Source organism: Kitasatospora sp. NBC_00374 (genome assembly GCF_041434935.1).
Taxonomy (GTDB): domain Bacteria; phylum Actinomycetota; class Actinomycetes; order Streptomycetales; family Streptomycetaceae; genus Kitasatospora.
On sequence record NZ_CP107964.1, the window covers coordinates 7438630 to 7465307 of the forward strand.

At 74.2% G+C, this 26678-nt stretch carries 20 protein-coding genes; 4 read left to right on the plus strand and 16 right to left on the minus strand.

What is annotated here, in order from left to right:
- Nucleotides 1–9: 9 nt before the first annotated feature.
- Nucleotides 10–1476: a hypothetical protein gene (locus OG871_RS32980; protein ID WP_371501815.1), complete on the minus strand. Its 1467-nt coding sequence runs from the start codon at nucleotides 1474–1476 to the stop codon at nucleotides 10–12.
- A gap of 11 nt (nucleotides 1477–1487) precedes the next feature.
- On the minus strand, nucleotides 1488–2990 hold the full coding sequence (locus OG871_RS32985) for a peptidoglycan DD-metalloendopeptidase family protein (RefSeq protein ID WP_371501816.1): 1503 nt from the start codon (nucleotides 2988–2990) through the stop codon (nucleotides 1488–1490).
- A 368-nt stretch (nucleotides 2991–3358) separates the two neighbouring features.
- Between OG871_RS32985 and OG871_RS32990 the strand changes: the two genes are divergently transcribed.
- Nucleotides 3359–3709, plus strand: coding sequence for a VOC family protein (locus tag OG871_RS32990; RefSeq protein WP_371501817.1), 351 nt, complete (start codon nucleotides 3359–3361; stop codon nucleotides 3707–3709).
- A gap of 116 nt (nucleotides 3710–3825) precedes the next feature.
- Here OG871_RS32990 and OG871_RS32995 read toward each other — a convergent pair whose 3' ends face one another.
- The 7 genes from OG871_RS32995 to OG871_RS33025 form a co-directional block, all read right to left on the minus strand.
- Nucleotides 3826–5853: a hypothetical protein gene (locus tag OG871_RS32995; RefSeq protein WP_371501818.1), complete on the minus strand. Its 2028-nt coding sequence runs from the start codon at nucleotides 5851–5853 to the stop codon at nucleotides 3826–3828.
- Entirely contained in the window at nucleotides 5850–6992 is a 1143-nt protein-coding gene (locus OG871_RS33000; protein WP_371501819.1) for a VWA domain-containing protein, read from the minus strand. The genes OG871_RS32995 and OG871_RS33000 overlap by 4 nt, the downstream gene beginning before the upstream one ends.
- Nucleotides 6989–9274, minus strand: a complete 2286-nt coding sequence (locus OG871_RS33005; RefSeq protein WP_371501820.1) for a DUF5682 family protein — start codon at nucleotides 9272–9274, stop codon at nucleotides 6989–6991. Before OG871_RS33005 ends, OG871_RS33000 begins: the two co-directional genes overlap by 4 nt.
- Entirely contained in the window at nucleotides 9274–10356 is a 1083-nt protein-coding gene (locus tag OG871_RS33010) for an AAA family ATPase (protein WP_371501821.1), read from the minus strand. The genes OG871_RS33005 and OG871_RS33010 overlap by 1 nt, the downstream gene beginning before the upstream one ends.
- A gap of 50 nt (nucleotides 10357–10406) precedes the next feature.
- Nucleotides 10407–14033, minus strand: a complete 3627-nt coding sequence (locus tag OG871_RS33015; protein ID WP_371501822.1) for a WGR and DUF4132 domain-containing protein — start codon at nucleotides 14031–14033, stop codon at nucleotides 10407–10409.
- A 108-nt stretch (nucleotides 14034–14141) separates the two neighbouring features.
- Nucleotides 14142–14327 carry a hypothetical protein gene (locus OG871_RS33020; RefSeq protein WP_371501823.1) on the minus strand — a complete coding sequence of 62 codons (186 nt, stop codon included), beginning with the start codon at nucleotides 14325–14327 and terminating at the stop codon, nucleotides 14142–14144.
- A 210-nt stretch (nucleotides 14328–14537) separates the two neighbouring features.
- Nucleotides 14538–15338, minus strand: coding sequence for an exodeoxyribonuclease III (locus OG871_RS33025; protein WP_371501824.1), 801 nt, complete (start codon nucleotides 15336–15338; stop codon nucleotides 14538–14540).
- Nucleotides 15339–15571: 233 nt separating this feature from the next.
- Here OG871_RS33025 and OG871_RS33030 point away from each other — a divergent pair, with 233 nt between their 5' ends.
- Nucleotides 15572–16360, plus strand: a complete 789-nt coding sequence (locus OG871_RS33030; RefSeq protein WP_371503488.1) for a GntR family transcriptional regulator — start codon at nucleotides 15572–15574, stop codon at nucleotides 16358–16360.
- A 159-nt stretch (nucleotides 16361–16519) separates the two neighbouring features.
- Here OG871_RS33030 and OG871_RS33035 read toward each other — a convergent pair whose 3' ends face one another.
- Nucleotides 16520–17680, minus strand: a complete 1161-nt coding sequence (locus OG871_RS33035) for an ROK family protein (protein WP_371501825.1) — start codon at nucleotides 17678–17680, stop codon at nucleotides 16520–16522.
- A gap of 318 nt (nucleotides 17681–17998) precedes the next feature.
- Complete coding sequence (locus OG871_RS33040) at nucleotides 17999–18655, minus strand: methyltransferase (RefSeq protein ID WP_371501827.1); 657 nt, start codon at nucleotides 18653–18655, stop codon at nucleotides 17999–18001.
- A gap of 139 nt (nucleotides 18656–18794) precedes the next feature.
- Here OG871_RS33040 and OG871_RS33045 point away from each other — a divergent pair, with 139 nt between their 5' ends.
- Complete coding sequence (locus tag OG871_RS33045) at nucleotides 18795–19217, plus strand: GNAT family N-acetyltransferase (protein WP_371501829.1); 423 nt, start codon at nucleotides 18795–18797, stop codon at nucleotides 19215–19217.
- Between the two features lie 23 nt (nucleotides 19218–19240).
- Here the strand turns inward: OG871_RS33045 and OG871_RS33050 are convergent, their stop codons facing one another.
- The 4 genes from OG871_RS33050 to bioB all read right to left on the minus strand — a co-directional run bounded on the left by OG871_RS33050 (nucleotide 19241) and on the right by bioB (nucleotide 23129).
- The gene (locus OG871_RS33050) at nucleotides 19241–19714 is read right to left on the minus strand and encodes a cupredoxin domain-containing protein (RefSeq protein WP_371501830.1); all 474 of its coding nucleotides are present in this window, start codon (nucleotides 19712–19714) and stop codon (nucleotides 19241–19243) included.
- Nucleotides 19715–19876: 162 nt separating this feature from the next.
- Nucleotides 19877–20611, minus strand: a complete 735-nt coding sequence (gene bioD / locus OG871_RS33055; protein ID WP_371501832.1) for a dethiobiotin synthase — start codon at nucleotides 20609–20611, stop codon at nucleotides 19877–19879.
- A complete protein-coding gene (locus OG871_RS33060; RefSeq protein ID WP_371501834.1) occupies nucleotides 20608–21903 on the minus strand; it encodes an adenosylmethionine--8-amino-7-oxononanoate transaminase in 1296 nt (431 codons plus the stop codon). Before OG871_RS33060 ends, bioD begins: the two co-directional genes overlap by 4 nt.
- Before the next feature lie 11 nt (nucleotides 21904–21914).
- Complete coding sequence (bioB, locus tag OG871_RS33065; RefSeq protein WP_371501835.1) at nucleotides 21915–23129, minus strand: biotin synthase BioB; 1215 nt, start codon at nucleotides 23127–23129, stop codon at nucleotides 21915–21917.
- Nucleotides 23130–23352: 223 nt separating this feature from the next.
- Between bioB and OG871_RS33070 the strand changes: the two genes are divergently transcribed.
- Nucleotides 23353–24114, plus strand: a complete 762-nt coding sequence (locus OG871_RS33070) for a hypothetical protein (protein WP_371501836.1) — start codon at nucleotides 23353–23355, stop codon at nucleotides 24112–24114.
- Nucleotides 24115–24169: 55 nt separating this feature from the next.
- Here OG871_RS33070 and OG871_RS33075 read toward each other — a convergent pair whose 3' ends face one another.
- The gene (locus tag OG871_RS33075) at nucleotides 24170–26668 is read right to left on the minus strand and encodes a DEAD/DEAH box helicase (RefSeq protein ID WP_371503489.1); all 2499 of its coding nucleotides are present in this window, start codon (nucleotides 26666–26668) and stop codon (nucleotides 24170–24172) included.
- Nucleotides 26669–26678 lie beyond the last annotated feature (10 nt).

Here is a 26678-nt window from a genome sequence, read left to right on the forward strand (position 1 = left end):
CCGGTGTGGTCAGGGGAGGGCGGGTCCGGCGGTGGTGTTGAGCCAGGCCCAGTCGGACCAGGTGGAGAATCCGGTCTGCCACCTGTGGTAGACGCCGGCGCTGCTGGTGCCGAACACCTCGATCCGGCCGTCGGCGTTGGCCGTCGCGACGATCTCGGTACCGGCGCCGCCGAAGGTGTCCCACTGGTTGTAGGGCGCGTTGACGCCGGTCTGCCAGGTGTGCTGTGCGGTACCGCCGTTGATGGCGAACACCTCGACGCGGCCGTCCGGCGAACGCTCACTGGTCAGCCGGGAGTCGGCGGGGCCGCCGGCGGCTTCCCAGTCGGACCAGGTGGTGGGGTTGGTCTGGTACTTGTGGAAGACGCCGGCCGGGCCGGAGGCGAAGACTTCGAGGCGGCCGTCCTGGTTGTGGTCGACGGTGAGGTCGTGGCCGCCGCCGCCGAAGTTCTCCCATGGCGACCAGCCGCCGTTGACGGCGGTCTGCCACTGGTGCTGGAAGGTGCTGCCGTTGAGGGCGAAGACTTCGAGTCGGCCGTCGGGGGCCTTGCCGAGTCCGATCTCGCTGTTGGCGGGGCCGCCGCCGGTCGGCTCCCAGTCGGACCAACTGGCTGGTCTGGTCTGGTACTTGTGGAAGACGCCGGCCGGACCGGAGGCGAGGACTTCGAGGCGGCCGTCCTGGTTGGAGCCGACGGCGATGTCGTGGCCGCCGCCGCCGAAGTTCTCCCAGTTCGACCAGCCGCCGGAGGGCTGGAGTTGGTAACGGTGCTGGAAGGTGCTGCCGTTGATGGCGAACATCTCCAGGCGGCCGTCCGCGTTGGGGCCGATCGCCAGCTCCGCGCCGCCCGGGCCACCCAGGGACTCCCAGTCCGACCAGGCGCCGCTCACGGCCGTCTGCCAGGCGTGCGAGACGCCGTTCGCACCGGCCGCGAACACCTCCAGTCGGCCGTCCGCCGAACGCGCGGACACCACCCGGCCGGACTGCGCCGGATACACCAGCGGGGCCGGTCCGGGGTCGTGGTGGCCGAGCCGGTCCGCGGCGGCCCGCGCCTCGCCCAGGTACCGCAGGTGCGCGCCCTGGTTGTAGGTCGACCAGGGCTGCCAGTCGGTGCCTTCGTTGGAGATGCGGTAGGCCGCGTTGGCGTTGCACTGGGCGTCGTAGGCGCAGGCGTCGTCGACCTCGGGGTGCCAGTAGTTGTTGATCTCCCACAGGCCGCGGTCGGTGGACGGCGGCGTGTTGTTCTGGACGTTGGACGCCAGCGGGTTGCAGCTGGACTCGGCGAGGCCGACGGCGATCGCGGTCACCAGGGCGTCGCCCCGGAAACCGGCGTTGTAGCCGACCTCGGCGCACAGATCGCTGCCGGTGGCGGCCGGCGCGGGCGTGGCGCCGACCGTCAGGCCTGCCGCCACGCCCAGCGAGACGAGTGCGGACAGCAGGACGCGGTACGGCGCCCGGCGGGCGCGTTGCGTGCTGGTCACGTGATGGCTCCTCAACTGACGGCGGGTCCGGCGGTGGTGTTGAGCCAGGCCCAGTCGGACCAGGTGGAGAATCCGGTCTGCCACCTGTGGTAGACGCCGGCGCTGCTGGTGCCGAACACCTCGATCCGGCCGTCGGCGTTGGCCGTCGCGACGATCTCGGTGCCGGCGCCGCCGAAGGTGTCCCACTGGTTGTAGGGGGCGTTCAGATTTGTCTGCCAGGTGTGCTGTGCGGTGCTGCCGTTGATGGCGAACACCTCGACGCGGCCGTCCGCGGTCGGCTGGCTGGTGAGCCGGGAGTCGGCGGGGCCGCCGGCGGCTTCCCAGTCGGACCAGGTGGTGGGGTTGGTCTGGTACTTGTGGAAGACGCCGGCCGGGCCGGAGGCGAAGACTTCGAGGCGGCCGTCCTGGTTGTGGTCGACGGTGAGGTCGTGGCCGCCGCCGCCGAAGGTCTCCCATGCCGACCAGCTGCCGTTGACGGCGGTCTGCCACTGGTGCTGGAAGGTGCTGCCGTTGAGGGCGAAGACTTCGAGTCGGCCGTCGGGGGCCTTGCCGAGTCCGATCTCGCTGTTGGCGGGGCCGCCGCCGGTCGGCTCCCAGTCGGACCAACTGGCTGGGCTGGTCTGGTACTTGTGGAAGACGCCGGCCGGACCGGAGGCGAGGACTTCGAGGCGGCCGTCCTGGTTGGAGCCGACGGCGATGTCGTGGCCGCCGCCGCCGAAGTTCTCCCAGTTCGACCAGCCGCCGGAGGGCTGGAGCTGGTAGCGGTGCTGGAAGGTGCTGCCGTTGATGGCGAACATCTCCAGGCGGCCGTCCGCGTTCGGACCGATCGCCAACTCCGCGCCGCCCGGTCCGCCCAGGGACTCCCAGTCCGACCAGGCGCCGCTCACGGCCGTCTGCCAGGCGTGCGAGACGCCGTTCGCACCGGCCGCGAACACCTCCAGCCGGCCGTCCGCCGAACGCGCGGACACCACCCGGCCGGACTGCGCCGGATACACCAGCGGGGCGGGACGGGGGCCGGTTCCCGGAGTACAGGGCATGGCGATGCCGCGCTCCGCGAGGTAGGGGATCGGGTCGGTGCGCACGGTCGCGTCCGAGTCGGCCCATACCCGCAGGTGCAGGTGCGGGCCGCTGGAGGTGCCCTCGCTTCCCATCTGCGCGATCAGTTGACCGGCCGTCACCTGGTCGCCGGTGGCCACGTCCCGTTCGCGCATGTGCCCGTACTCGGTGATGGTCCCGTCCGGGTGCAGGATGCGGATCCACTGGCCGTAGCCCTGCGCCGGGCCGGAGACCAGCACCTGGCCGTCGCCGACCGCGTAGATCGGGGTGCCGTAGTCGTTGGCGATGTCGATGCCGTTGTGCTCCGGGGTGTAGCCCTGGGAGATGTAACCGGCGGCCGGGCAGGACGCCGTGAACCCGGTGGCCGCGGCGGGGGCGGCCGGGACGGTGACCGGCAGCAGCAGGGCGACCGCGGCCAGGGCCAGGCGCGAGGCGCGGCGGGAGAAGGAGGGGAACACCGGAGCGCCCCTCACGCCTTCGAGCCCGCGGCGCCCAGCGCCAGCGCGACGCCGAGCCCGCCGTCGGACTCGAGGATGCTCCTACGGGTGGGGTGGTGCGCGGTCAACGTGACCTCCTGAGGGCGCGTGGCGGCGGCCCGTCCGGACCGCCGGGTGTCGAGCGGTTGGGACGGTAGTCACCCACCGCGCGGCGCAGAACCCGGAACCATACGGACTGACAGGAGCGGACCAACCGCCGAGACTGTTGACGCGCTCTCCGGCCTCGGCCTCGTGCCGGTGACCGTCCGGCAGTCGTTGGGCCACCCGGTCGGCCCAACCGCAGCGCGGCACCTCGCGGACCGGTCCGGGTCCGGCCCTACCCTGGCGGCATGATCAACGGTGCGCACGTCATCATCTACAGCCGCGACGCCGAAGTGGACCGGGCGTTCTTCCGGGACACGCTGGAGTGTCCGAACGTCGATGCGGGCGGCGGCTGGCTGATCTTCGAGCTGCCGCCGGCCGAGCTCGCCGTGCATCCCGCGGACGGCCCGGAGACGCAGGAGCTCTACCTGATGTGCGATGACATCGACGCCACCGTGAGCGACCTGGCGGCCAAGGGCGTGGAGTTCACCCAGCCGGTCACCGACGCCCGCTGGGGACGGCTGACCAGGTTCCGCCTGCCGGGTGGCAGCGAGGTGGGCATGTACGAGCCCCGCCACGAGCGACCCAGCGGTCGGTAGCAGCGACGCCGCGGCGGTCCGCGCCCCGCTGCCGGCTCCGGGCGATGTCGAGCGCCGGCAGGTCCGACTCGCGGCCTTCCCCGCTCTGCGTGCCGCACGGTGCACGGGGTTGTCGCTCAGGGGTAGTCGGAGGTCCCCCGGTGCGCCTCGATGGTGACGGCGACCCGGACGACTGAGTCCGACCACGCACGGGCGGCGGCGTCCGGGTGGCCTGCGCGCATGGCGTGGGCGAGGGCTCGCAGGAGCTCGGCGGTGGTGGCCAGGCCGCCTCGGTTCAGCCGGGCGGCGGCGCGGTCCAGGCGGGTGAGAGTGGGGCCGTCCGGGTGGCGCAGGCCCCGGTGGGCGGTGTCGGCGAGAGCCGCGAGCGCCTCGGCGAGGTCGGCGGCAACGAGGCCGGCCGACGGCGGCGCGGCGGGGGTGAGGGCGGTGGACCCGGGGCCCGGGGCGAGGTCGGGGACCACGACGGTGTCGCCCGCGAGGAGCGCGGCGGGTTCCAGGACGGTGCGGCCCGCGGCGCTCCGGACGGTGGCGCTGACGTGGGTGACGGTGCCCGTCCCGAGCGCCGCGGCGAGGGCGTCGAGGGCGCCGGGGCAGGCCGGGTCGTGGGTGGCGGCGAGGGTGGCACGGTTGCCGACCGCGTCGCGGACGGCAGCCTCCAGGCGCTGCTCGGCCGCGTCGTACCGGATCCCCTCGACGGCGGAGAGGCGCACCACGTGCAGGGACTCGGCGGCGATGCGGGGCCGGATCAGCCGCGGTGGCCGGCCCTCCAGGGTGCGCAGGTGGGCGTCGAGGTCGGTGAGCAGCAGCGGGGCGGGCAGGTCGGTCCAGGAGCTGCCGACCGGGGTGACGGTGGTGGCGGTGGTCCGGCCGCGGCCGAGGCGGAGCTCACGGGCGGCGCTGCGGACCGCGCTTTCGCTGACCACGTTGCCGCCGGCGAGGGCGTCGAGGCGGTGCCCGGCGATCCGGCGGGCGCCCAGCGCGTGCCCGGTAGGCGGACGGCCGTCGGCTGGGACGTCCCAGCTGCGGCGGAGCACCAGGACGGTCCCGGCGGCGGGGTGGGCGAGGTAGACCTCGGCGGACCGGGTCGTTGCGGTGCCGCGGATCCGGCAGCCCAGCGCGGTCAGGCGGACCCGGCGCAGCAGGGTCTCGGCGGCCTCCCGGACACCTAGCACCTCGGACCGCGACGCGCCCGGGTGGGCGGCGGCGCGGTGACGGGCGTGCAGTTCGGCCAGGAGCAGTGCCAGCTCCTCGGGCCGGTGGTCGGCGGCCCGGGTCGCGTACGCGTCGAGCTGGCCGATCAGGTCGGCGACCAGGTCGGCCGGCCAGTGCAGGGAACGGTCGGCGAGCTCGCCGCGCACCCGGTGGAAATCGGCGGTGAGGACCGGTCCGGCGTGCACGGCGCCGTCGAGCACGAGCTCGCGGGCGAGATCGAGGGCGGCGTCCAGGACCGGCGGGATGCCCGACTCGGGCTCGGAACGGTCGCCGAGCGTGACGGTCGGGCGGCCGTCGGCAGCCCGGAAGGCCCAGACCGCGAGGGCGATCATCTCGCCGCGGCGGTCCTGCGCGGCGTCGGTGACCGCGAAGCCCAGCTCGCCGGGGACGGGGAACCGGACCGTGCAGGCGGCGAGTTCGGCGACCGGCTGTGGATCGTCCGGGCGCGCGTGGTGCAGCCGCGCGGTATAGCCGCGCTCCAGCGTCCGGCGGGCGGCGGCCACGGCGCGGGCACCGACGGCGGCGGTCAGCGCCTCGTCGTCCAGCGTGCCGGGGGACCAGGCGGGGGCGGGCGCGGGGGTGTCGGGCGTGCGGGGGGTATCGGAAGTGGCGGGGCCGGGGTGAGGACCCGGTGGGGCGGGGGCATCGGCGGCGGCACGCTGGTGGGCGAGGACCAGCGCGATCCGGTGGCGGCACACGCCCGGGGCGCCGCAGGTGCAGCTGCCGCCGTCCAGCCCGGTGCCCGGCGGCAGCACGACGGTGTTGCCGTCGGGACAGGTGCCGCGCAGCGTGCCGTCCGGGTCGAGGCCGGGCACCGGCCCGTCGCCCGCGGCGACCTCGCGGGCGGCGCGCTTCACCAGGCCGCGGTTGGCGAGTGCGGCGAGCGTGTCGGTGTCCAGGGCGAGCAGATCGGCCCGCGTCGCGGCGGTCATCGGCCGAGCCTCTCGGCGACGAAGTCGGCGAGCATCCCCGGCGTCATCGCACCCACGTGCGCGCCGGCGTCCGCGAGCTGCCCGGCCAGCTCGCGGTCGTACGCCGGGGCGGCTTCCTCGTCCAGCGCGGCGAGACCGAGCACGGTGGCGCCCTGCCCGGTCAGCGAGCGGACGGTCCGTAGCAGCCGGTACCGGTCGCCGCCCTCATAGAAGTCGCTGATCACTGCGAGGATCGTGCGCCGCGGATTCTCCACCAGCCCGGCTGCGTAGTCGACCGCGCGGGCGATGTCGGTGCCGCCGCCGAGCTGGACCCGCATCAGCAGCTCCACCGGGTCGGTGACGTCGGACGTGAGGTCCACCACCTGGGTGTCGAAGGCGACCAGATGGGTCTTCAGCCCGGGAAGGCTCCACAGGCAGGCCGCGGTCACCGCGGAGTGGATCACCGAGCCCACCATCGAACCGGACTGGTCGACGAGCAGGATCAACTGCCACTGCTCCAGATGCCGGCGGGTGCGGGAGCGGAAGTGCGGACGCTCGATCAGGATCCGCCGCTCGGCGGGACTGTAGCGGCCGAGATTGGCCCGGACGGTGCGGCGGAAGTCGAAGTCGCGGGCCAGCGGGCGCCGGCTCGGGCGCGCCGACCGGGCACCCGTGAACGCCTGGCGCAGCTCCGGGGTGAGGCGTTCCATCAGCTGCCGGACCACCGCGGCCACGATCCGGCGGGCCTGGCCGAGCAACTGCTCGTTCATCAGGTGCTTGGTGCGGAGCACCGCGCGCAGCAGGGCGGCGCTCGGCTCGACCCGCTCCAGCACGGTCGGGTCGGTGACGATCTCCTCGATCCCGTAGTGCTCGACGGCGTCACGCTCCAGACGCTCGATCGTCTCGCGGGGGAAGAGACGGTGGATGTCGTCCAGCCAGTCGACTGCGGTGACCCGGGACGGCTCCAGGCCGGCGCTGCGGACGCCGCGGCGGCCGAGGTCCTCGTCGCGGCCGTACAGCCACTCCAGGGCGGCGTCCCGGGCGGCGCCGTCGGCGCTCGGGCGGCCGGTCCACGGCTCGGCGGGGGAACCGAGGACCAGGCGCCAGCGCTCCAGGGCGGGGTCGGGTGCCGTTCTGGGGGCCGGCTCGGGCGAGGTCACCGGGCGCTCCGCAGGCCGTGGCGGTCGAGCAGGGCGGTCACGTTCTCCTCCAGGGCGCGGGCGGCGGCCAGGTGCAAGGGGTCGGCGGTGGTGCGGAGCAGGGCGCGGGCGGAGCCGCGCAGACCGCGGCGCTCGATCAGACGGCGGGCGATCCGCTCGCGCTCGCGCGGCGGGAACCAGGCGAAGGCCTGGCGCAGGGCCGGGAGGGCGATGAGGAACTCGGCGTCGGTGAGGTCGGCGAGGACGGAGTCCACGGCGGCCAGCAGGGAGCCGTCGCCCGAGTCGGCGGTGACCTCCTCCCGGGCGAGGGCGAACAGGCCGCCCAGCCAGTCGCCGAGCGTCCGGGGGTCGTCCGTGGCGTGGAGGGCGTCGGCGAGGTCGGGGGTGGTGGCCTCGGTCGGGGCGAGGGTGAGGTGGAGGCCGTGGGCGGCGCCGCGGAGGTCGGCGGGGGCGTGGGGGTCGCGGGTGATGCGGAGGGCGAGGGCGGCGGTGTCCCCGGGGGTGACGGTGAGGTGGTCGGGGGCGTGGCGGAGGGCGTCGCGGACGGCGGCGAGGGCGGTGAGGCGGGCGGGGTCGGTGCCGGAGCGGCCGTGGACGCCCTCGACCAGCCACAGGACGCGGCTGACCGCGCCGTCGATGACGGCGGCCAGCAGTGGGCTGCGGGCGGTGCCGTACACGCGGTCGTGCCGCCAGAGGCCGAGAGCGGTGGAGAGGACGGCGCCGAGGGCGCCGGGGTCGGGGTGGCGGGTGAGGGTGGCGGTGAGCGTGGTGAGGAGGCGGTCGGTGAGGGCGGTCGCGCCGCACAGGACGGTGTCGAAGAGCAGGGTGGCGAGTTGAGCGTCGGTGGGCCCGGTCGTGCGGGCGCGTTCGGCGAGGACGGTGGCGGCGGCCTCGTCGAGGGTGGCGCCGTACGCGCCCGCCTCGATCAGGGCGGCGTCGCGGCCGGTGTCCGGTCCGGCGTCCCAGCGTTCGGTGGTGACCGGGTCGGCGCCGTGGGCAGGTCCGGCGGTGCGGTGGCGGCCTGGCACGCCGAGGACGCGCAGCCGGTGCAGGGTCCGGCTCGCCGTCAGGCCCTCCTCGGTGGTGAGATCGCAGGTCAGCGGGCGGGTGCCGGTGGCGCCGATCGCGGCGAGCCGGGCGGCGCTGTCGTGGACCAGCGGCGGGGCCGGCGTGTCCGGGTGCAGCCGCCCGGTGCGGGTGCCGCTGCACGCAGCGACCATCTCGACCACCACCGGATGGCTGCCCGGCGCCAGCGGGGCGCGCTCGGACCAGGGCAGCGGCTGGCTCAGGTCGTCCTTGATCAGGGCGCCGGCCAAACCGTCCAGCACGTCGGTACGGGCCGGCACCGCATGGCCGCGCAGGGCGGCGAGGCCGCCGGTGAGTGTGGCGGCGGCGACCAGGTCGGCGGTGGAGACCGGGTGGCGGCGGACGCGCAGGCGTGAGACCACGGACTGCCGCAGGTGGTCGGCGGCGGCCTCGGGGCCGTCCTCCCACAGCCGCTGGTAGTAGGCGGGCGAGGGCATGCCGGACTGGTAGCCGGCGAAGGCGTCGAGCTGCCGGAACGAGTACGGCACCAGGTAGCTCCCGGAGACGGCGCCGGGCGGCGGCGCGGGCAGCCCGGGCCGGCCGGGCGCCTGGGCCGGCTGCGCGGCGAGGGCGCGCAGGGTGGGGGTGTGGAAGCCGCCGCCCACCACCAGCACGGTCGCGGTCCCCGCCTCGGCGAGGACGGCGCGGACCCAGTCCGCCATGTACGCCTCGCGGGCCTGGTCGTCCTCGTCCGCCTCGGCGTCGCCGCGGACCAGGTCGAAGTAGGCGTCCAGGCGTTCGGCGAGCCCGTCCGCCGGCGCCACCTCGAAGAGGCCGTCCCACAGGGCGTCCACCGAGCCGGCGCCGAACCGCTCGCAGAGACGGGCGGTGGCCTCGGCGTACCGGGCCTCCGCGTCGGCGTACCGGTTGGCGCGCAGCTCGAACGCCGGGTGCCAGGACGGCAGGTCGACGAAGAGCACCTCCGCGCCGGCCGCCCGCCCCTCCTGCAGCGCCACCCACTCGGGCGAGTAGTCGCACAGCGGCGCCCAGGTGGTCGCGGTGCGCTCGGCGTCGCGGTAGTGGCTGAACACGGCGATCGGCAGCTCGTGGCCGAGGGCCAACTCGTCCAGCCGGCCGTTGAGGTCGGCCGGGCCCTCGACGAGCACATACGCGGGCCGCAGCCGCCGGACGGTGTCCGCCACCAGGCGGGCGCAGGCGGGGGAGTGGTGACGGACCCCGAGGAAGACCGCGGGCATCAGCCGGCCAGCAGGTGGCGGGCGTCGTGCACGGCCTGCCAGTGCGGGCCGCGCCGCCGCGGGACCCGCTGCTCCAGGTAGCGGCGCAGCCGGGCCAGGTCCTCCGGGCTGTCCTTGGCCGCGGTGCCGGCCAGGCTGGCGACCAGGTCGGCCGCGTTGCCGGCCTCGCTGCGTAGGTACCAGCCGCGCAGCCCGACCGCGTGGGCGACCGAGACCGCCTCGGCGGTGCTCATCACCGCGGACGGGCGGTCGCCGCCCTCGCCGGCCCGCAGCTCGCGGAAGGCGGTGACCAGCACCTCCAGCAGGTCCCGGTCGGGCGCCGCGGTCACCCCCGACCGGCGTAGCAGGTTCCCGGACTCGGCCTCGACCAGGGCGAGTTCGGTGTCCAGGTCGGGGATCGGGAAGACGGTCTCGAAGTTGAACCGGCGCTTGAGCGCCGAGCTCATCTCGTTCACCCCGCGGTCGCGGGTGTTGGCGGTGGCGATCACGTTGAAGCCCTGCTTGGCGAAGACCATGCCCTCCGGCCCGTCAAGCTCGGGGATCGCCACCACCCGCTCCGAGAGCAGGGACAGCAGTGAGTCCTGCACCTCCAGCGGGCAGCGGGTGATCTCCTCGAACCGGACCACCCGGCCCTCGGCCATGCCGCGCAGCATCGGCGCGGGCACCAGCGAGCGGGTGGAGGGGCCCTCCGACACCAGCAGGGCGTAGTTCCACGAGTACTTGATCTGGTCCTCGGTGGTCGCCGCGCCGCCCTGCACGGTCAGCCGGGAGGTGCCGCTGACCGCCGCCGCGATCAGCTCCGACAGCAGCGACTTCGCGGTGCCCGGCTCGCCGACCAGCAGCAGGCCGCGGTTGGTGGCCAGGGTCACCAGGGCACGCTCGACCAGCGCCGGATCGCCCACGAACTTGCGGGCGATGCCGGCCGCCTCGTCGCCGACGATGAACCGGCGGGCCGCGCGCAGGCTCAGCTCCCAGCCCGGCGGGCGGTGGTCGCGGTCCTCGGCGTGCAGCGCCGCCAGCTCCTCGGCGTACCGGACCTCGGCGGGCGGCCGTTGGAGGTGCTCCTCGGCGGTGGTGGTCATGGCGGCCCTCCCGGGGTGGTCCGTGCGGCTGTCGGTGGGGTGGCTCGTCGTCACGGCGTGGTCAGCTCGGTGAGGTCGGCGATCACCTCGGAGGCGGTCACCGGGTCGAGCTCGGCGAAGGTCGGGAAGGTCCGGTTGTGAGTCCAGTAGTCGCCCGGGCGGATGTCGAGCCACACCGTCTCCACCCGCTGCTCGGGATACACGTCGTGCATACCGACCGCGATGCCGTGCTCCGGGGCGAGCACCACATAGCGGTCGGGTCCGACCCGGCGGGACAGCCAGCGCTCCACGCCCGCGTCCTGCGGCGCGCCGCGCTGCCAGCCGCGCCGCTCCATGCCGACCAGCCGGGCGGTGGGCAGCGCCGGACCGTTCTCGAAGCGGGTCAGGCGGTGGCCGGCCCGCTCCTCGTCGGTCAGCGCGTACACCGGGCGGCCGAGCTGACGGAACGGCTGCAGGATCTCGTAGTCGGCGAACAGCTCCGACCAGGCGGCGAGGTCGTCGCAGAGGAGCAGCGGGTGGGCCAGTCGGACAGTCGCCCCGGCGGGCAGCGCGAACACCTCGTCATGGACGTCCGCCAGGGTCCGATCCTCGGCGACCCGGAACGCGGTCGCCGTGCCGTCCGCCTCGGCCAGCCACACCAGCCGGCGCACCAGGTGCCACAGCAGCGGATGCCCCACGAAGAGCTGGTCGAACTCCTCCGCCGTCCACGACCGCCGGGCGACCATCGCGTCCTCCAGACGGCGGATCTGGTCCCCCGCCACCGTGCGGACGTCCTTCTTCAGCGCGGCGAAGCGCTTGCGCTCGGCCGGCGCCAGCTCGGCGTCGTCCCGCGCCCCCGGGGCCGGCAGGTCCTTGCGGCGGGCGCCGTCCGAGTCCAGCACGTACGGCTTGAGCTGCTCGTCGAAGCCCACCGTGAAGGTCCGGGTGCCGTAGTCGACGACGGTGGTCCCGTCGGCGTCCAGCCCGAAGTCCGGCACCAGACGGTCCGAGAGCTGCTCCCCGGACAGGCCGAGCCCGGCCGCCACCTCGGCGATCTTCTCCTGCGCCCGCGCCTTGAGCGCCTTGAACTTCACCCGCTGCGCGATACCGTGCAGGTGCAGCAGCGCGACGTCGCTGCCGATCGCGGCCAGCACCTCCAGGCCGTCCACCGCGCGGTGGTGCGCCCCCTCGCCCGGCCACGCCCGGAGCACCGGCGTCAGTCGGCGGACCGTCTCGTCGTCCCCGAGCCGGCCGAGCGCGTGCAGCGCCCACCCGTCCTGGGACGGCATGCCGGCCATCCGCCACTGCTCGAACACCGCCCAGCCGAGGTCAGTCAGCGACTGCGGCTCGCACACCTCGGCCACCTGGTCGAGGCCCGGGTAGAACGCCCCGGGCTTGGACAGCGCGAGCATCGTGAGCACGTGCCGCACCATCTCGGCGGGCAGCGCGCCCTCGCCGCCGCGAACCAGCAGCTGCGGCAGCATCATCGGCTCCGCCCAGTCACCGAGCTGGGGCAACTTCGCCGGCAGCACATTCACCAGCGGGTCGGCCGAGAGCAGCGCGCCCACCACCTCATCCGCCTCCGGTCCGTACTCGCCGGCCACCGCACGCACCGCCGCGACGCCCTGCGCCGCACAGATCAACCGGAGGGCGTGCTCGGCGCTTCGCCGGGCCACGCCCGCCTTCCCGACCGCGGCAGGAACCAGCAGCCGGGCCGCGTCCAGCCCGTGCCGGGCGAACCATGAGCGCGCGGTGTCCCCGGCCGACTTGAGCCGGATCAGCCAGTCCGCCATCATCTCGGCCACCCGGACGTCCAGGTACGGCAGCAGCAGCGCCGCGTGCGCGGCCGGGTTCTGCAGCGCGGCGGCCCGCATCGGCTCGAGCGCGTCCGGCCCGAAGCGGGCGGCGACCCGGCGCAGCGCGCCCATGGCGTCCCAGATGTACTCGCCGCCCCGCCACTGCGAGATCAGCGGCCGGCCCAGCTCCTCGTCGCCGTACGCGAACAGCGCCAGCTCCTCGTGCCGGTTGGAGTGGCGCCGCGCGTCGCCGGACCGCCCGTTCGTGGCCCGGATCGTGCCGGCGATCCGCTGCCAGTCGGCGTCCGACCAGCGCGCGTACCAGGACTCGGAGACCGCCCACGCCTCCCGCTCACCCGGCAGCCAACGCAGCTGCGGCCCTTCCGGCGCGGTGAGGCCGGTCAGCACGCGGGGCTTGGCGGTGGAGCGCGGCCGGGTCCACGGCGGGCTGGTGAACAGCTCCGGCAGCGAGTCGGGACGGACATCCGACACCCGGTCGCCCGGATCGGTGAGCGGCTCGACCACGGCCGCCTGTTCCGGCGTCAGCTCCGGCAGCAGCTCGAGCGCGGTCGCGCGGTGGGCGGCGACATGGGCGGTGAGGAGCTGGCGGGCGAGCCGCTGCGCGGCCGCATCGGCGGACGCCGCCGCAGCCTCCGCGAGGAGGCGCAGAGCACGCCGGGGGAAGCGGCGCATGGCTGCCACCAGGGCGCCGCGGGCCGCCTTGCCGTTCTCCTGATGGGTCAGCAGCCCCCGAAAGCCCTCGTCGGAGGGAAGCTCGGCTATCGCGTTGAGCAGCTGCTTCTGCTTGTCGCTGTAGAGGTAGTTGTTGGCCAAGGCATGCAGCCACAGCGGCGCGGCGCCGCCTTGGAGTCCCTCCGCCACGGTCGCGATGATCTCGGCGGACCAGCCGTCCCAGCCCAGGTCCGGCGGTTGGGGGAGCTTCTCCAGCGGCTCGGCCGAGGAGAGCGAGCACAGCAGCATCGACCACTCGGCCGAGCCCAGCCGCGCGGCCGACTTCGCGCACTCCTCGGCCCAGTCGGACTCGGACGGCACCAAGTACGCCGTCACCACCAGGCGGGACAGGTCGGTCCGGCATCCGGCCAGGGCCTCGACCACCGCGCGGTGGGTCTCCTCGTCGCACGCCGCCAGCAGCGACCGGACGCGATCCGCGGCGGGGCGGTACGCCGCGGGCGTCCGGCCGGTCGCGGCGTACCGGACGCGCGGGTGGACAGCGCGTGAGCCGTTCCAGTCGGTCTCGACGGCCACGGTGAACAGCTCGACGGTGGCCCTGGCCGCGAACGGCAGGCCGAACTCCGCGACCCAGGCGTCCACGGCCATCCGGATCCTGCTGTCGGTGGAGACCGCGAACGCCGCGGTCAGCACCGCCGCACCGAGCGGGTTCTGACTGCCGGAGTGGTGAGCACGGGCAGCCGCGACCAGGTCCGTCTCGCTGCGGTCCGAGGTGAGCGCCTGCTCCAGCCAGGCGTCCACCTGCCTCAGCGTGGCGTGGTACCCGTCCACCGCGTTCCTCACCGGCGCGGCCGGCGGGCGGGGGACGCCGCCCCGGCGGGGGATCAGGACCCGCCGCCAGGCCTCCGGCAGGACGAAGGTGTCCTCGTCGACCGGGGCGTCCACGGGCTCGGGGGCGGCGGCCGGCGAGGTCGCCGCGACGGGCCGCGGGGTGGGTGCAGAGCCGGTGCCGGTCTCGCGGTAGCCCTTGCGCTCCTTCTCGGCGACCGTCCTGGCGAAGTGTGCCTGCGCCGCCTCCGAGGTCGGGAACTCCTTGCTCTGCTCCCGCCCGTCGGTGCCGGACCGGCCGTAGCGCACGGTCACCACGGCACCGTCGACCGCGGCCTCCCAGAACTTGTCCGAGCCGCCCTCGGTGAACTCCCAGCGCCGCACAGCTCCGCCCCTCTCCTCGAACGGTTGATCAGGTGAGGAACAGTAGCGAGGCCTACCGACAGGCCGACCTCCGGACCGCCCGCGTCGCGGCCCGGACCGCCGGCGCGATCAGCCCCACCAGAGGAACCAGCTGTGTACGTCGACCAGTGACTCTGCGTACTCGGCGAGGCTGCAGGCCTCCTGGAAGACGTTGTCCGGACGGGCGGCCGCGTCGCAGGAGTACACGGTGACCAGGTCGCGCCATTTGCTATCCGGACCTGGGCGGCTCGGATGCTCCTGCGGATCACGGATCACGGAACTCCGGGCGCTGGCAGGAATGGCGCTGTCCCCACCATGCGGTTCACTTCTGAGGGCTGAGCCCACCGCCCGTCTTGCCGCGATCGGGAACCTGCTGGCCGAGTCGTCTCCGGCGCACGAAATGGCTCAGATGAGACAGGGCACTGAGGTCGCAGTCGTCACCGCCGTCCTCTTGATGCTGATCAACTGTCCGCTTTGGCAGTCGAGTTATCCGCGATCGAAGACCGCCGTGACGGGCGCGTGGTCGGACCAGCGCTCGGCGTGGGAGGCGGCGCGCTCGACGTACGCCTCGACGCACCTGGCCGCGAGGCCCGGACTCGACATCTGGTAGTCGATCCGCCAGCCGGCGTCGTTGTCGAAGGCGCGGCCGCGGTAGGACCACCACGAGTACGGGCCGGGCTGGTCGGGGTGCAGGGCGCGGACCACGTCGACGTAGCCTGTCTCGTCGAGGACGCGGGTGAGCCAGGCGCGCTCCTCGGGGAGGAAGCCGGCGTTCTTCTGGTTGGTCTTCCAGTTCTTGAGGTCGTCCTCGCGGTGGGCGATGTTCCAGTCGCCGCAGACCAGGACCTCGCGGCCCTCGGCGGCGGCGCTGGTGCGGAGCCGGTCGAGGTGGGCGATGAACTCCGCCATGAAGCGTTCCTTCTCGTCCTGGCGGTCGGTGCCGACCTCGCCGGACGGGAGGTAGAGGCTGGCGACGGTCAGGCCCGGCAGGTCGATCTCGACGTATCTGCCCGAATTGTCGAATTCCTCCGAGCCGAACCCGATCACGCTGCGCTCGGGCGGCCGCCGGGAGAGCACCGCCACCCCGGCCCGGCCCTTGGCCGCGGCCGGCGCCCAGACCGCGTGCCAGCCCTCCAGCTCCAGCAGCTCCGCGGGGATCTGCCCGGCCTCGGCCCGTACCTCCTGCAGGCAGACCACGTCTGCCTTGGTGGCGGCCAGCCACTCGACCAGGCCCTTCTTGGCGGCGGCCCGGATGCCGTTCACGTTCACTGTCGATACCACGATCACCCCGCGAGGGTACCGGACCGGGGCGAACGACCCGGGCCGCTTCCGGGGTGTGGACCGCCGCCCGCCTGGCGCCGTCATTGGTCTTGACCATCTCGCGGAGCAAGCCCTAGGGTCGCTTACTGCAAAGACCTTTAATAAAGAAGGACGGATAAAGCCCGCCCTCCCCACCTGCCGAAACACCGGGGAGGCCGTGGCGGCGCTCCTTCAGGGTGGAGGACACGGTGGCTCAAGCGGTGGCTCAAGGACAGCTCGCGGCGGTGCCGGAGCCGAAGTACTGGCACCTGCGGACGGTGCTGGTCCGCACCATCGACGCGGAGTTCTCCACCGGCCAGATCCTGCCCAACGAGCGCGAGCTCGCCGCCCGCTTCGGCGTGGCCCGGGCGACCCTGCGTCAGGCGCTCGACCAGCTGGAGCTGGAGGGCCGGCTGGTCCGCCGCCGGGGGATCGGCACGCTGATCGCCGCTCCGCGCGTCGGCGTCCCGGTCAACAGCCGCGAGGAGGGCTGGCCGGGCACCGCCCGCAGCCAGGCCTGGCGGGTGATCGACTGCGTCAGCTCCCCGGCCGGTGCGCAGCTGGCGGGGGCGCTCGGCATCGCCGAGGGCGCCACCGTGCACACCGTGCGCCGGGTGCGGATGGTCCAGGGCGTCGCCGTCGCCACCGAGTCGCTGCACGTCCCGGACTCCGCCGTACCGCGGCTGCCCGCCATGCCGCACCTGGTCGGCGCCGACGGCCAGGCCGACCGCGCCCGCTCGGTGCTCCGGCAGCTGGAGCGGCTCGGGGTCGACGGCGAGTCCCGCTCGGTCGAGCTGGGTGTCGCCGAGGCCGAGCAGGCCTCCCTGCTGCAGCGCCCGCCGGGCACCCCCGTGCTGGTCGTCACCGCCCAGTACGCCGCCGCCGGCCGCCTGGTCGCGCTGGCCATCTCCACCTACCGCGCCGACACCTGCAAGCTCACCTTCGGCGAGACGGGCCTGGTCGAGGTCACTCCCGTCCAGGCCGGGGCACCGGCCCGCTCCGCCTCCTGAGGCCTCCCGGCTTCTAGCCAGGCCTCCTGAGCCGAGCCGTACCGCACCACCGAGAAACACGCTGCCGACCGGGCGGCGGCCCCCCTCGGGAGGCCGCCGCCCGAGTCGTCTCTCGCGACCGCCGACCCCGCCCGACCACCCGACCCCACCCGGGCGCCGTCAGCGGCCCGGCGCCGCCGGCGGGTCGAGCGCGAACAACTGCTCCTCGACGTGGTCGAGCGCCACCCGCAGCGCGCCCATCGCGACCACCTCCGAGCCCAGCGCGGCCGGCGCCACCTCCGGGGCCCGCAGCGTGAACAGGGCCAGCTGCTCGCGCAGCGGCTCCAGCACGCCGTCCAGCCCGGCGGCCCAGCCGCCGACCACCACCAGCTGCGGGTCGAGTGCCAGCACCAGCGCGGCGACGTCGTGCACCAGCCGCTGCAGGAAGCGGTCGGTGGCCACCCGCGCCACCTCGTCGCCCTCCCGGGCCAGCCGCAGCACCCGGGCGACCGCTGCCTCGTCCAGCGGGTCCAGCGGCTTGCCGGTGGTCGACAGCAGCCGTTCCGGCGTCGCCTGTTGGCCGAGCAGGTGCAGCGCGCCGATCTCTCCGGCCGCGCCGCCGAAGCCGCGGTGCAGCCGGCCGCCGATCAGCGAACCGGCGCCGGGGCTCAGCCCGGCCATCACGAAGACCACGTCGCCCTTGCCGACGGCCGCGCCCTTCCAGTGCTCGGCGATGGCGGCCAGGTTGGCGTCGTTCTCGATCACCACGGGGCAGCGGAACGAGCGGCGCAGCCGCGCGCCGATGTCCAGACCCGTCCAGCCGGGCATCGCCGTGCCGAGCTGCACGGTGCCCTCGCGGTCCACGATGCCGGGGGTGCCGACGGCCACCGCCCACAGGCTGTCGCGCGAGATGCCGGCCTTGCGCAGCACCTCGGCCACCATCGACCGGACCAGGCCGAGGCGCTCCTCGGCCTCCAGCGTCTCGCCGACCGGCCGGGAGTGGGTGCCGACCAGTTCGCCGGCGAGGTCGGCGAGGACGATCCGGATGTCGTGGACGCCGATCTCGACGCCGAGCACGTGTCCGGCCTCGGCGCGGAACCGGAACCAGCGGGCCGGGCGTCCGCGCTGACGGCCGCTCTCCTGACTGTGGTCCACCTCGGCCACCAGACCGGACTCCAGCAGCCCCTCGATCACGCCCTCGACCGTCGGCCGGGACAGGCCGGTGTCGCCGACGAGCTGGGTGAGGGTGACCGACTGCCCGTCACGCAACGCCCGCAGGGTGACCGCCGCGTTGATCCGACGCAGCAGCGAGGAGTCCCCTCCGGTGAGCCGATCCGCCAAGTCGCTGCCCTTCCGCTTCGCGCGACAGCCCTGGCGCGCGGTGCCGAGTGCGCGGCCCGCCCCACAGCGGTGGTGTCGCTGCCGGGGCTGCCGCCGGAGTCCGCCCCCGAATGCCACGGCACGGCGGCGCGACACACCCGGAGGCTCAGCCGGAGCCTACTCGGCCGTCCCCGCACCCCGCGAGCATTTCCGCAGCTCATAACGGCTTCGGTATCGAAACGGTAGGTATCCCGTGATCGCACCGTGAGGTCCGCGGGACTCAGCGTGAACGGCGAGCGGCGAGCGGCGTGCGGCGAGGGCGGGGCCGGTGGCCCGAGGTCAGCTCAGCTGCCAGACCACCGAGGTCTTCACCGCGCTGTCCTCCAGGTCCGCGATCACCGGCACCCGGTACGAGGCGATCTCGGTGAACCGCTCGCGCGGCAGGTAGGCCCGGCCGGGGTCACCCACCAGTACCAGGGCTCCGCGCTCCCGGGCCCGCTGAAGGAACGGCAGGACGCGCTGCGCCATGCCCCGTTCGTAGAAGACGTCCCCGGCGAGCACCACCTCGGCGGGGGCTCCGTCGCCGTCCAGCAGGTCGGCGCAGCGCGCGTCGACGGTGACATCGTTGGCCGCCGCGTTGAGGGCGATCGCGGTGACCGCGTACTCGTCGATCTCGGCGGCGGTGACCGAGGCGGCGCCGCTCAGGGCGGCGGCGATCGAGACCAGGCCGGAGCCGGCGGCCAGGTCGAGGACCCGGCGGCCGGCCACCGTGCCCGGCTGGTCGAGCACGTAGCGGGCGACGGCCTGGCCGCCGGCCCAGGCGAAGGCCCAGAACGGCGGTGGCAGCCCGATCTCGCCCTTCTCGGACTCGGTGCGCTCCCACAGGGCGATGGCCTCGTCCGCGAGGTGCAGCCGCACCTCGGGGACGAAGGGGACGGTGGCGAGGCGGGTCTGCGATGCGATGAACTCCGCGACCGATGCGGTGGTGGCCGACACGGTGCTCCTCCTCGGGACGTACGGCACGGGCGAGCCGGTCCGGCAGACTCTATGCGACCTGACGATCCGTCAGCCACCGTCCGTCCCGGCTGCCGAAATCCCGCGGACGCGGATCGTCGCTGCTGGTAGACAGGCCGGTATGACCGATATGAAGATCCGTACCGCCGTTTCCGGTGATGTTCCCGCGCTGCTGGCCTTCTGGGGCCGGGCGGCCGAGGGCACCAGTATCACCGACGACCCGGCCGGGGTCGCCGGGCTGATCGCCCGGGATCCCGGGGCGCTGCTGATCGCGGAGAGCGAGGGCGCGGTGGTGGGCACGGTGATCGCCGGGTTCGACGGCTGGCGCTGCCACCTCTACCGCCTGGCCGTGGAGCCGCGGCGGCGCCGCCGGGGCATCGCGGCGGCGCTGCTCGCGGCGGCCGAGGCCCGCTTCGAGTCCCTGGGCGGGCGGCGGGCCGACGCGATGGTGCTGGACGACAACGAGCTCGGCCGGCACGCCTGGCGCAGCGCGGGCTACGGCCCCGAGGAGCGGTGGAGCCGCTGGGTCAAGCCGCTGCGCTGAGGCGGTGACGGGCGGTGGAGGTGTCACTGCACGATGAGGATGCCCTGCATGTTCGGGTGGATGGTGCAGATGTACTCGTAGCTGGCCGGCTGGTTCGGGGCGGTGATGGTGGCGGACTGGCCGGGGCTGAGGGTCCCGGTGTTGAAGGCGCCCGGGGTGGAGGAGGTCAGGGTGTGCGAGGTGCTGTCCTGATTGGTCACCGTGATCTTGGTGCCGGGGGCGACGGTGAGCGGGGTGGGGTTGAAGGCGAAGTCCTTGATGGTGATGGACACCGCCGCACCGGACGCCGAGGCGGACTCCGAGGCCGAGGCCGACGGGGACTCAGCTCCGCCGGAGCTCGCGCTCCCGGACGGGGAGGGGCTCGCCGAGGGCGTCGCCGTGGTGGTGGTCACCGACCCGCTCGTGCTGCTGGAGCAGGCGGCCAGCAGCAGGGTGGCGGCCGCGCTGCCGGCGCCGAACAGCACGCGCCGCCGGGTGGGGAGCAGTTCCTCGTTCATCAGGCCTCGTCTCGTCCGGCCGCCCGACCGGAACGGGCGGCAGACGGCCAGCGTCGGCCAGGACGGGCCCCGGAGTCCGCCGTACACACCCGGCGGGCCCGACGGGTCACCGGGACGGCCGAGCGGTGACCCGCCCGGCCGCACCGTGGCGCCGGGCTGGAGCTACGGCAGCGGCGGGCTGAACCGGGCGGTGAAGGCGGCCGCGTCCCAGTCGCCGCCGAGCGCCGGGGCCAGCGAGGCCCGGGCCAGGGCGTGGAAGGCGTCGCCGCCCTCGGCCGCCGCGCCCTGCGGCAGGACGCCGAGCAGCGGGGCGCCGGCCACGGCCGGCAGGTCGGCCAGGTTGCAGCGGGCCGCGAGGTCCGGTTCGGCGGGCCAGGCGCCGACCACCACCCCGCGCAGGGCGAGGCCGCGGGCGCGCAGGGCCTCCGCGGTGAGCGCGGTGGTGTTGAGGGTCCCGAGGCCGGCGGTGACGACCACCAGGATCTCCACGTCCAGCCCGAGTGCGGCGGTGGCCAGCGCCATGTCGGCGAGGGTGTGCCCGTCCTCGTCGTAGCGGACCAGCAGGCCGCCCGCGCCCTCGACCAGGACGGGGTGGTGGTCCGCGGCCAGCGCGGCGACGGCCTCGGCGACCTGGCCGGGGGTCAGGGTCGGCCGGCCCGAGCGGCGGGCGGCGGTGTCGGGTGCCAGCGGCTCGGGGTAGCGGGCCAGTTCACGGGTGGTGACCGCGGGGCCGGCCAGCCGGAGCACCTCGGCGGCGTCGCCGGGCTCGCCGGGCGCGACCCCGGTCTGACCGGGCTTCAGGACGGCGACCCGGCGGCCGGCGAGGGCCGCGACGGCGGCGGTGGCGACGGTCTTGCCGACCTCGGTGCCGGTGCCGGTGACGAACAGGACGCTCATCCGGCCACCGCCGCGGCCGTGACGGCGGCCGTGATCCGGGCCAGGTCGGCGTCGTCCGTGACGAACGGCGGCATGGTGTAGATCAGGTCGCGGAACGGCCGCAGCCACACGCCCTCGCGGGCGGCCGCCTCGGTGGCGGCCCGCATGTCGACCGGGTGGTCGAGCTGGACGACGCCGATCGCGCCGAGCACCCGGACGTCCCGGACGCCCGGGGCGCCGGCGGCGCCGGCCAGTCCGGCGGTCAGCCCCGCCTCGATCCGCTTGACCTCGACCCGCCAGTCCTGGCCGAGCAGCAGGTCGACGGAGGCGTTGGCCACGGCGGCGGCCAGCGGGTTGCCCATGAAGGTCGGGCCGTGCGCCAGCACCGGCATCTCGCCGCGGCTGATGCCGTCGGCGACCCGGCCGGTGCACAGGGCGGCGGCCATCGTCAGGTAGCCGCCGGTGAGCGCCTTGCCCAGGCACAGCACGTCCGGCGAGACCTGGGCGTGGTCGGCGGCGAACAGTTCGCCGGTGCGGCCGAAGCCGGTGGCGATCTCGTCGAAGACCAGCAGGACGTCGTGGCGGTCGCACAGCTCGCGCAGCAGCCGCAGGTAGGCGGGGGAGTGGAAGCGCATCCCGCCGGCGCCCTGCACCACCGGCTCGACGATGACGGCGGCCAGCTCCCCGGCGTGACGCTCGACGAGCTCGGCGAGCCCGTCGGCGTACGCCTGGTCCAGCGGTGCGTCGAAGCCGGCCGGCGGCTCGCCCGCGAAGAGCTGGCCGGGCAGCACGCCGCCCCACAGGTGGTGCATCCCGCCCTCGGGGTCGCAGACCGACATCGGGTGGAAGGTGTCGCCGTGGTAGCCGCCGCGCCAGGTGAGCAGCCGGCGCTTGGCCGGCCGGCCGAGCGACTGCCAGTACTGCAGGCACATCTTCATGGCCACCTCGACGGCCACCGAACCGGAGTCGGCGAGGAAGACGTGCTGCAGCGGCTCCGGGGTGATCTCCACCAGCCGGGCGGCGAGCCGGACGGCGGGCTCGTGGGTGAGCCCGCCGAACATCACGTGGCTCATCCGGCCGAGCTGGTCACGCACGGCCTCGTCCAGCACCGGGTGCCGGTAGCCGTGGATGGCCGCCCACCAGGAGGACATCCCGTCGATCAGCTCCCGCTGCCCGCAGACCTCCTCGGCCAGCCGCAGCCGGACGCCCGAGGCGGACTCCACCAGGTACGGGGTGCTGGTGCCCGGCATCGGCCCGTACGGGTGCCAGACGTGCGCGCGGTCGAGGCCGAGCAGGTGCTGTGCGTGTGTCACGGGTGCGGACCTCAGGCGTTCGGGGCCAGCTCGGTGCCCGCGCCGCGGCGGCGGACCTTCACCAGGTCGCTGCGCAGCTCGTCGTTGTCGGCCGGCTCCCGGGCCGTGTCCGCGACCGGCTCCGGAGCCTGCTCGCCGTGTCCGCCGCAGGGGCCGCAGCCGCCGCCCGAGCCGCAGGCGTCGGCGGCCGCCGGGGCCGAGCCGCAGCCGGCGGTGACGTGCGCGCGGTGCTGCGGCAGGGTCACCTCCTCGGCGCCCTCGACGGTGAAACCGGCATCCTTGATCATCTCCAGGTCGGCCTGACCGGCCTGGCCCTCGCTGGTCAGGTAGTCGCCGAGGAAGATCGAGTTGGCGATGTGCAGGCCGAGCGGCTGCATCGTGCGCAGGTGCACCTCGCGGCCGCCGGCGATCCGCACCTCGATGTCGGGGCAGACGAACCGGACCATCGCCAGGATCCGCAGGCAGCGCTGCGGGGTGAGGTGCCACTCCTTGGCCAGCGGGGTGCCCTCGAACGGGATCAGGAAGTTGACCGGCACCGAGTCCGGGTCCAGCTCGCGCAGCGCGAAGACCACGTCGACCAGGTCCTCGTCGCTCTCGCCCATGCCCGCGATCAGGCCGGAGCAGGCGGACAGGCCCGCGCCGTGCGCCTTGTTCACGGTGTCCACCCGGTCCGCGTAGGTGTGGGTGGTGGTGATGTCGCCGTAGGTGCCCTCGGAGGTGTTGAGGTTGTGGTTGTACGCGTCGGCGCCGGCCGCGCGCAGCCGCTCGGCCTGGTTGTCGGAGAGCAGGCCGAGGCAGGCGCAGATCTCGACGTTCTCGTGGGCGTCCTTGATGGCCGAGATGGTGTCGGCGACCCGCTCGACGTCCCGGTCGGTCGGGCCGCGGCCGCTGGCGACCAGGCAGACCCGCTTGGCGCCGCCGGCCAGGCCCGCGGCCGCGGCCTCGGCGGCCTGGTCGGGCTTCAGCCAGGTGTACTTGAGGATCTCGGCCTTGGAGCCGAGCCGCTGCGAGCAGTAGGAACAGTCCTCGGGGCAGAGACCGCTCTTGAGGTTCACCAGGTAGTTGAGCTTGACCCGGCGGCCGAACCACTGCCGGCGGACCCGCCCGGCGGCCGCGACCACGTCCATCAGCTCGTCGTCGGTGGTGGCGAGAACGGCCAGGGCTTCCTCGCGGGTGGGGAGTTCCCGGCGCAGGCCCTTGGCGGTGAGGGTGTCGAGCAGATCCATGCGCCTGATCCTGCCTGGGGGAGCTCGCGTTTCGCCAGAGGGAACCCGCCAGAAGATCCGCTCCGAGGTGTGCGAGTTGTCACAGTGCGGACGCCGCGGGTAGTGGCGCGGGTCACGCCCCCCCCCGGCGCACGGCGCAGGCGGAGGGCGCGCGGAGGGCGTCTGCGCGGCCAATCCGGGCCCATGATCGGACCGATACGACGGGCTGCTTAGAATCTCCGCCATGACCACGCAGGGGGAGCGCACCTCGTCACCGGCCGACCACCAGCACCACGCGGCACCCGCCCGAAGCCGGGGACGCCGGGTGACCGGTGGCCGGGTCGCCCTGTGGGCGGTGCTGGCCGGCACCGCCGTCGCCGTCGGCTGGGTGGTCACCCGCCCCAACCCCGGCGACCTGCTCCCCGGCCTCGGCCCGACCAGCGACAAGCCCGCCGTGGGTACCCCCGCGCCCGGCGTCGCCCCGGCGCAGCCCATGACGGAGGCCCAGGCCTTCCTCGCCGAGCGGTACTTCCCCGCCCAGCGCGGCATCGACCAGGACGGCTACAAGGGACGGCGCACCGGCGCCCGCCAGGGCTCGGACTGCGCCGAGATCCTCCAGGACCGCGCCCACGACCCGCTGCACGACGCCGGCTGCCAGGGCTACCTCGGAGTCTCCTTCACCCGGCTCGACCAGCAGGTCCAGAGCAGCGTGACGGTGCTCCGCTTCGCCGACGACGCGAGCGCCCTCAAGGCCGAGGAGGCGCTGCGCGAGGCCACGCCCGCGCTGCTCTTCGTCCAGCCCGAGGGCGTCGCCGCCCCGACCGCGCCGCCGGCCGGCAAGCCGCCGCTGACCACCCACCGGGTCGCCGCGGTCGGCCACTACCTGACCGTCACCGTCTCGCGCTTCGCCGACCTGCGCAGCACGGCGCCCGACACCGAGCACGGCCTCGACGACGCCACCCGGGTCCTCGCCAACGTGGCCGGCCTGCCGTTCATCTGGATGTGACCCGGCCTGCCCGACCTGCCCGGCCCACCGGACCGGTGGGACGGGCAGGCCGGCCTCAGCCGTCGAGCCGGTTGACCGCGGTGACCCGCAGGACCGCGCGGCCCTCCTCGTCCGAGCCGTAGAGGTCGACCTCCGCGCTGATGCCCCAGTCCTGGTGCCCCTCGGGGTCGTGGAAGATCTGCCGGACCCGCCAGGAGCCCTCCTCCTCGTCCTCCTCGATGAGCAGCATCTTCGGCCCGCGCGCGTCCGGCCCGGTGCCCAGGTCGTCGAACTCCTCCCAGTACGCGTCCATGGCGTCCGCCCAGCGGTCCGCGTCCCAGCCGTACTCGCCGTCCAGCTCGCCGAGCTCCCGGTAGTTCTCCAGTGCGGCGAGCTCGACCCGGCGGAACATCTCGTTGCGCACCAGCACCCGGAAGGCCCGCGCGTTCGCGGTGACCGGCGCCGGCTTGTCGTCGAGACGCACCTCGGGGGCCTGCGGGTCGGTCGGGTTGGCCAGCTGCTCCCACTCGTCCAGCAGGCTGGAGTCGACCTGGCGGACCAGCTCGCCGAGCCAGGCGATGACGTCCTTCAGGTCGTCCGTCTTGATGTCCTCGGGGACGGTCTGCTCCAGCGCCTTGAACGCGCCGGCCAGGTAGCGCAGCACGATGCCCTCGGTGCGCGCCAGGTCGTAGTGGCCGACGTAGTCGCTGAAGGTCATCGCCCGCTCGTACAGGTCGCGGACCACGGACTTCGGCTGCAGCGGGTGGTCGCCGATCCACGGGTGCGCGCGCCGGTAGACGTCGTACGCGTGGGTGAGCAGCTCCTCCTGCGGCTTCGGGTAGGTGATCTCCTGGAGCCGTTCCATCCGCTCCTCGTACTCGATGCCGTCGCGCTTCATCTCGCCGATCGCCTCGCCGCGGGCCTTGTTCTGCTGCGAGGCGAGGATCTGCCGCGGGTCGTCGAGGGTCGCCTCGACCACCGAGATCACGTCCATCGCGTACGAGGGCGAGGTCGGGTCGAGCAGTTCGAAGGCGGCCAGGGCGAAGGTGGACAGGGCCTGGTTGAGCGCGAAGTTCTCCTGCAGGTCCATGGTGAGGCGGACGATCCGGCCCTCGGCGTCCGGCTCGGGCAGCCGCTCGACCACGCCGCCGTCCAGCAGCGAGCGGTAGATCGCGATCGCGTTGCGGATGTGGCGGCGCTGGGCCGGGCGCTCCTCGTGGTTGTCGGTGAGCAGCTTGCGCATCGCCTCGAAGGCGTTGCCCGGGCGGCCGATCACCGAGAGCAGCATCGCGTGGCTGACCTTGAAGCGGGAGACCAGCGGCTCCGGGTCGGCGGCGATGAGCTTCTCGAAGCCCTCCTCCGTCCATCCGACGAAACCTTCCGGCGCCTTCTTCCGGACCACCTTGCGCTTCTTCTTGGGGTCGTCCCCGGCCTTGGCGACGGCCCTCTCGTTCTCGATCACGTGCTCCGGCGCCTGCGCGACCACCTGGCCCACGGTGTCGAAGCCGGCCCGGCCCGCGCGCCCGGCGATCTGGTGGAACTCCCGCGCCCGCAGGGTGCGCACCCGGATGCCGTCGTACTTGGAGAGCGCGGTGAACAGCACCGTGCGGATCGGCACGTTGACGCCGACGCCCAGGGTGTCCGTCCCGCAGATCACCTTGAGCAGTCCGGCCTGCGCGAGCCGCTCGACCAGGCGGCGGTACTTCGGCAGCATGCCGGCGTGGTGCACGCCGATGCCGTGCCGCACGTACCGGGAGAGGTTGCGGCCGAACTTGGTGGTGAAGCGGAACCCGCCGATCAGGTCGGCGATGGCGTCCTTCTCCGCCTTCGAGCACATGTTGATGCTCATCAGCGACTGCGCCCGCTCCACCGCCTCCTTCTGCGTGAAGTGCACGACGTAGACCGGCGCCTGACCGGTCTTCAGCAGCTCCTCCAGGGTGTCGTGCATGGTGGTGCGGCGGTACTCGTAGAACAGCGGCACCGGGCGGGTGGCCGAGCGGACCACCGTGGTCGGGCGGCCGGTGCGGCGGGTGAGGTCATCCTCGAAGCGGCGGACGTCGCCGAGGGTGGCCGACATCAGCAGGAACTGCACGTGCGGCAGCTCCAGGATCGGGATCTGCCACGCCCAGCCGCGGTCCGGCTCCGCGTAGAAGTGGAACTCGTCCATCACCACCTGGCCGACGTCGGCCCGGTCGCCGTCGCGCAGGGCGATGTTGGCCAGCACCTCGGCGGTGCAGCAGATGATCGGCGCGGTCGGGTTGACGCTGGCGTCACCCGTCATCATGCCGACCTGCTCGGTGCCGAAGATCTTGCACAGGTCGAAGAACTTCTCCGAGACCAGGGCCTTGATCGGCGCGGTGTAGAAGGTCCGCTTGCCCTCGGCGAGCGCGGCGAAGTGCGCGCCGGCCGCCACCAGGCTCTTGCCCGAGCCGGTCGGGGTCGCCAGGATGACGTTGTTCCCGGAGACCAGCTCGATCAGGGCCTCCTCCTGGGCCGGGTACAGCGTGATACCGCGCTCGGCCGTCCATTCGGCGAAGGTCTCGTAGAGGGCGTCGGGCGTGGCGGGCTTCGGCATCAGGTCCAGG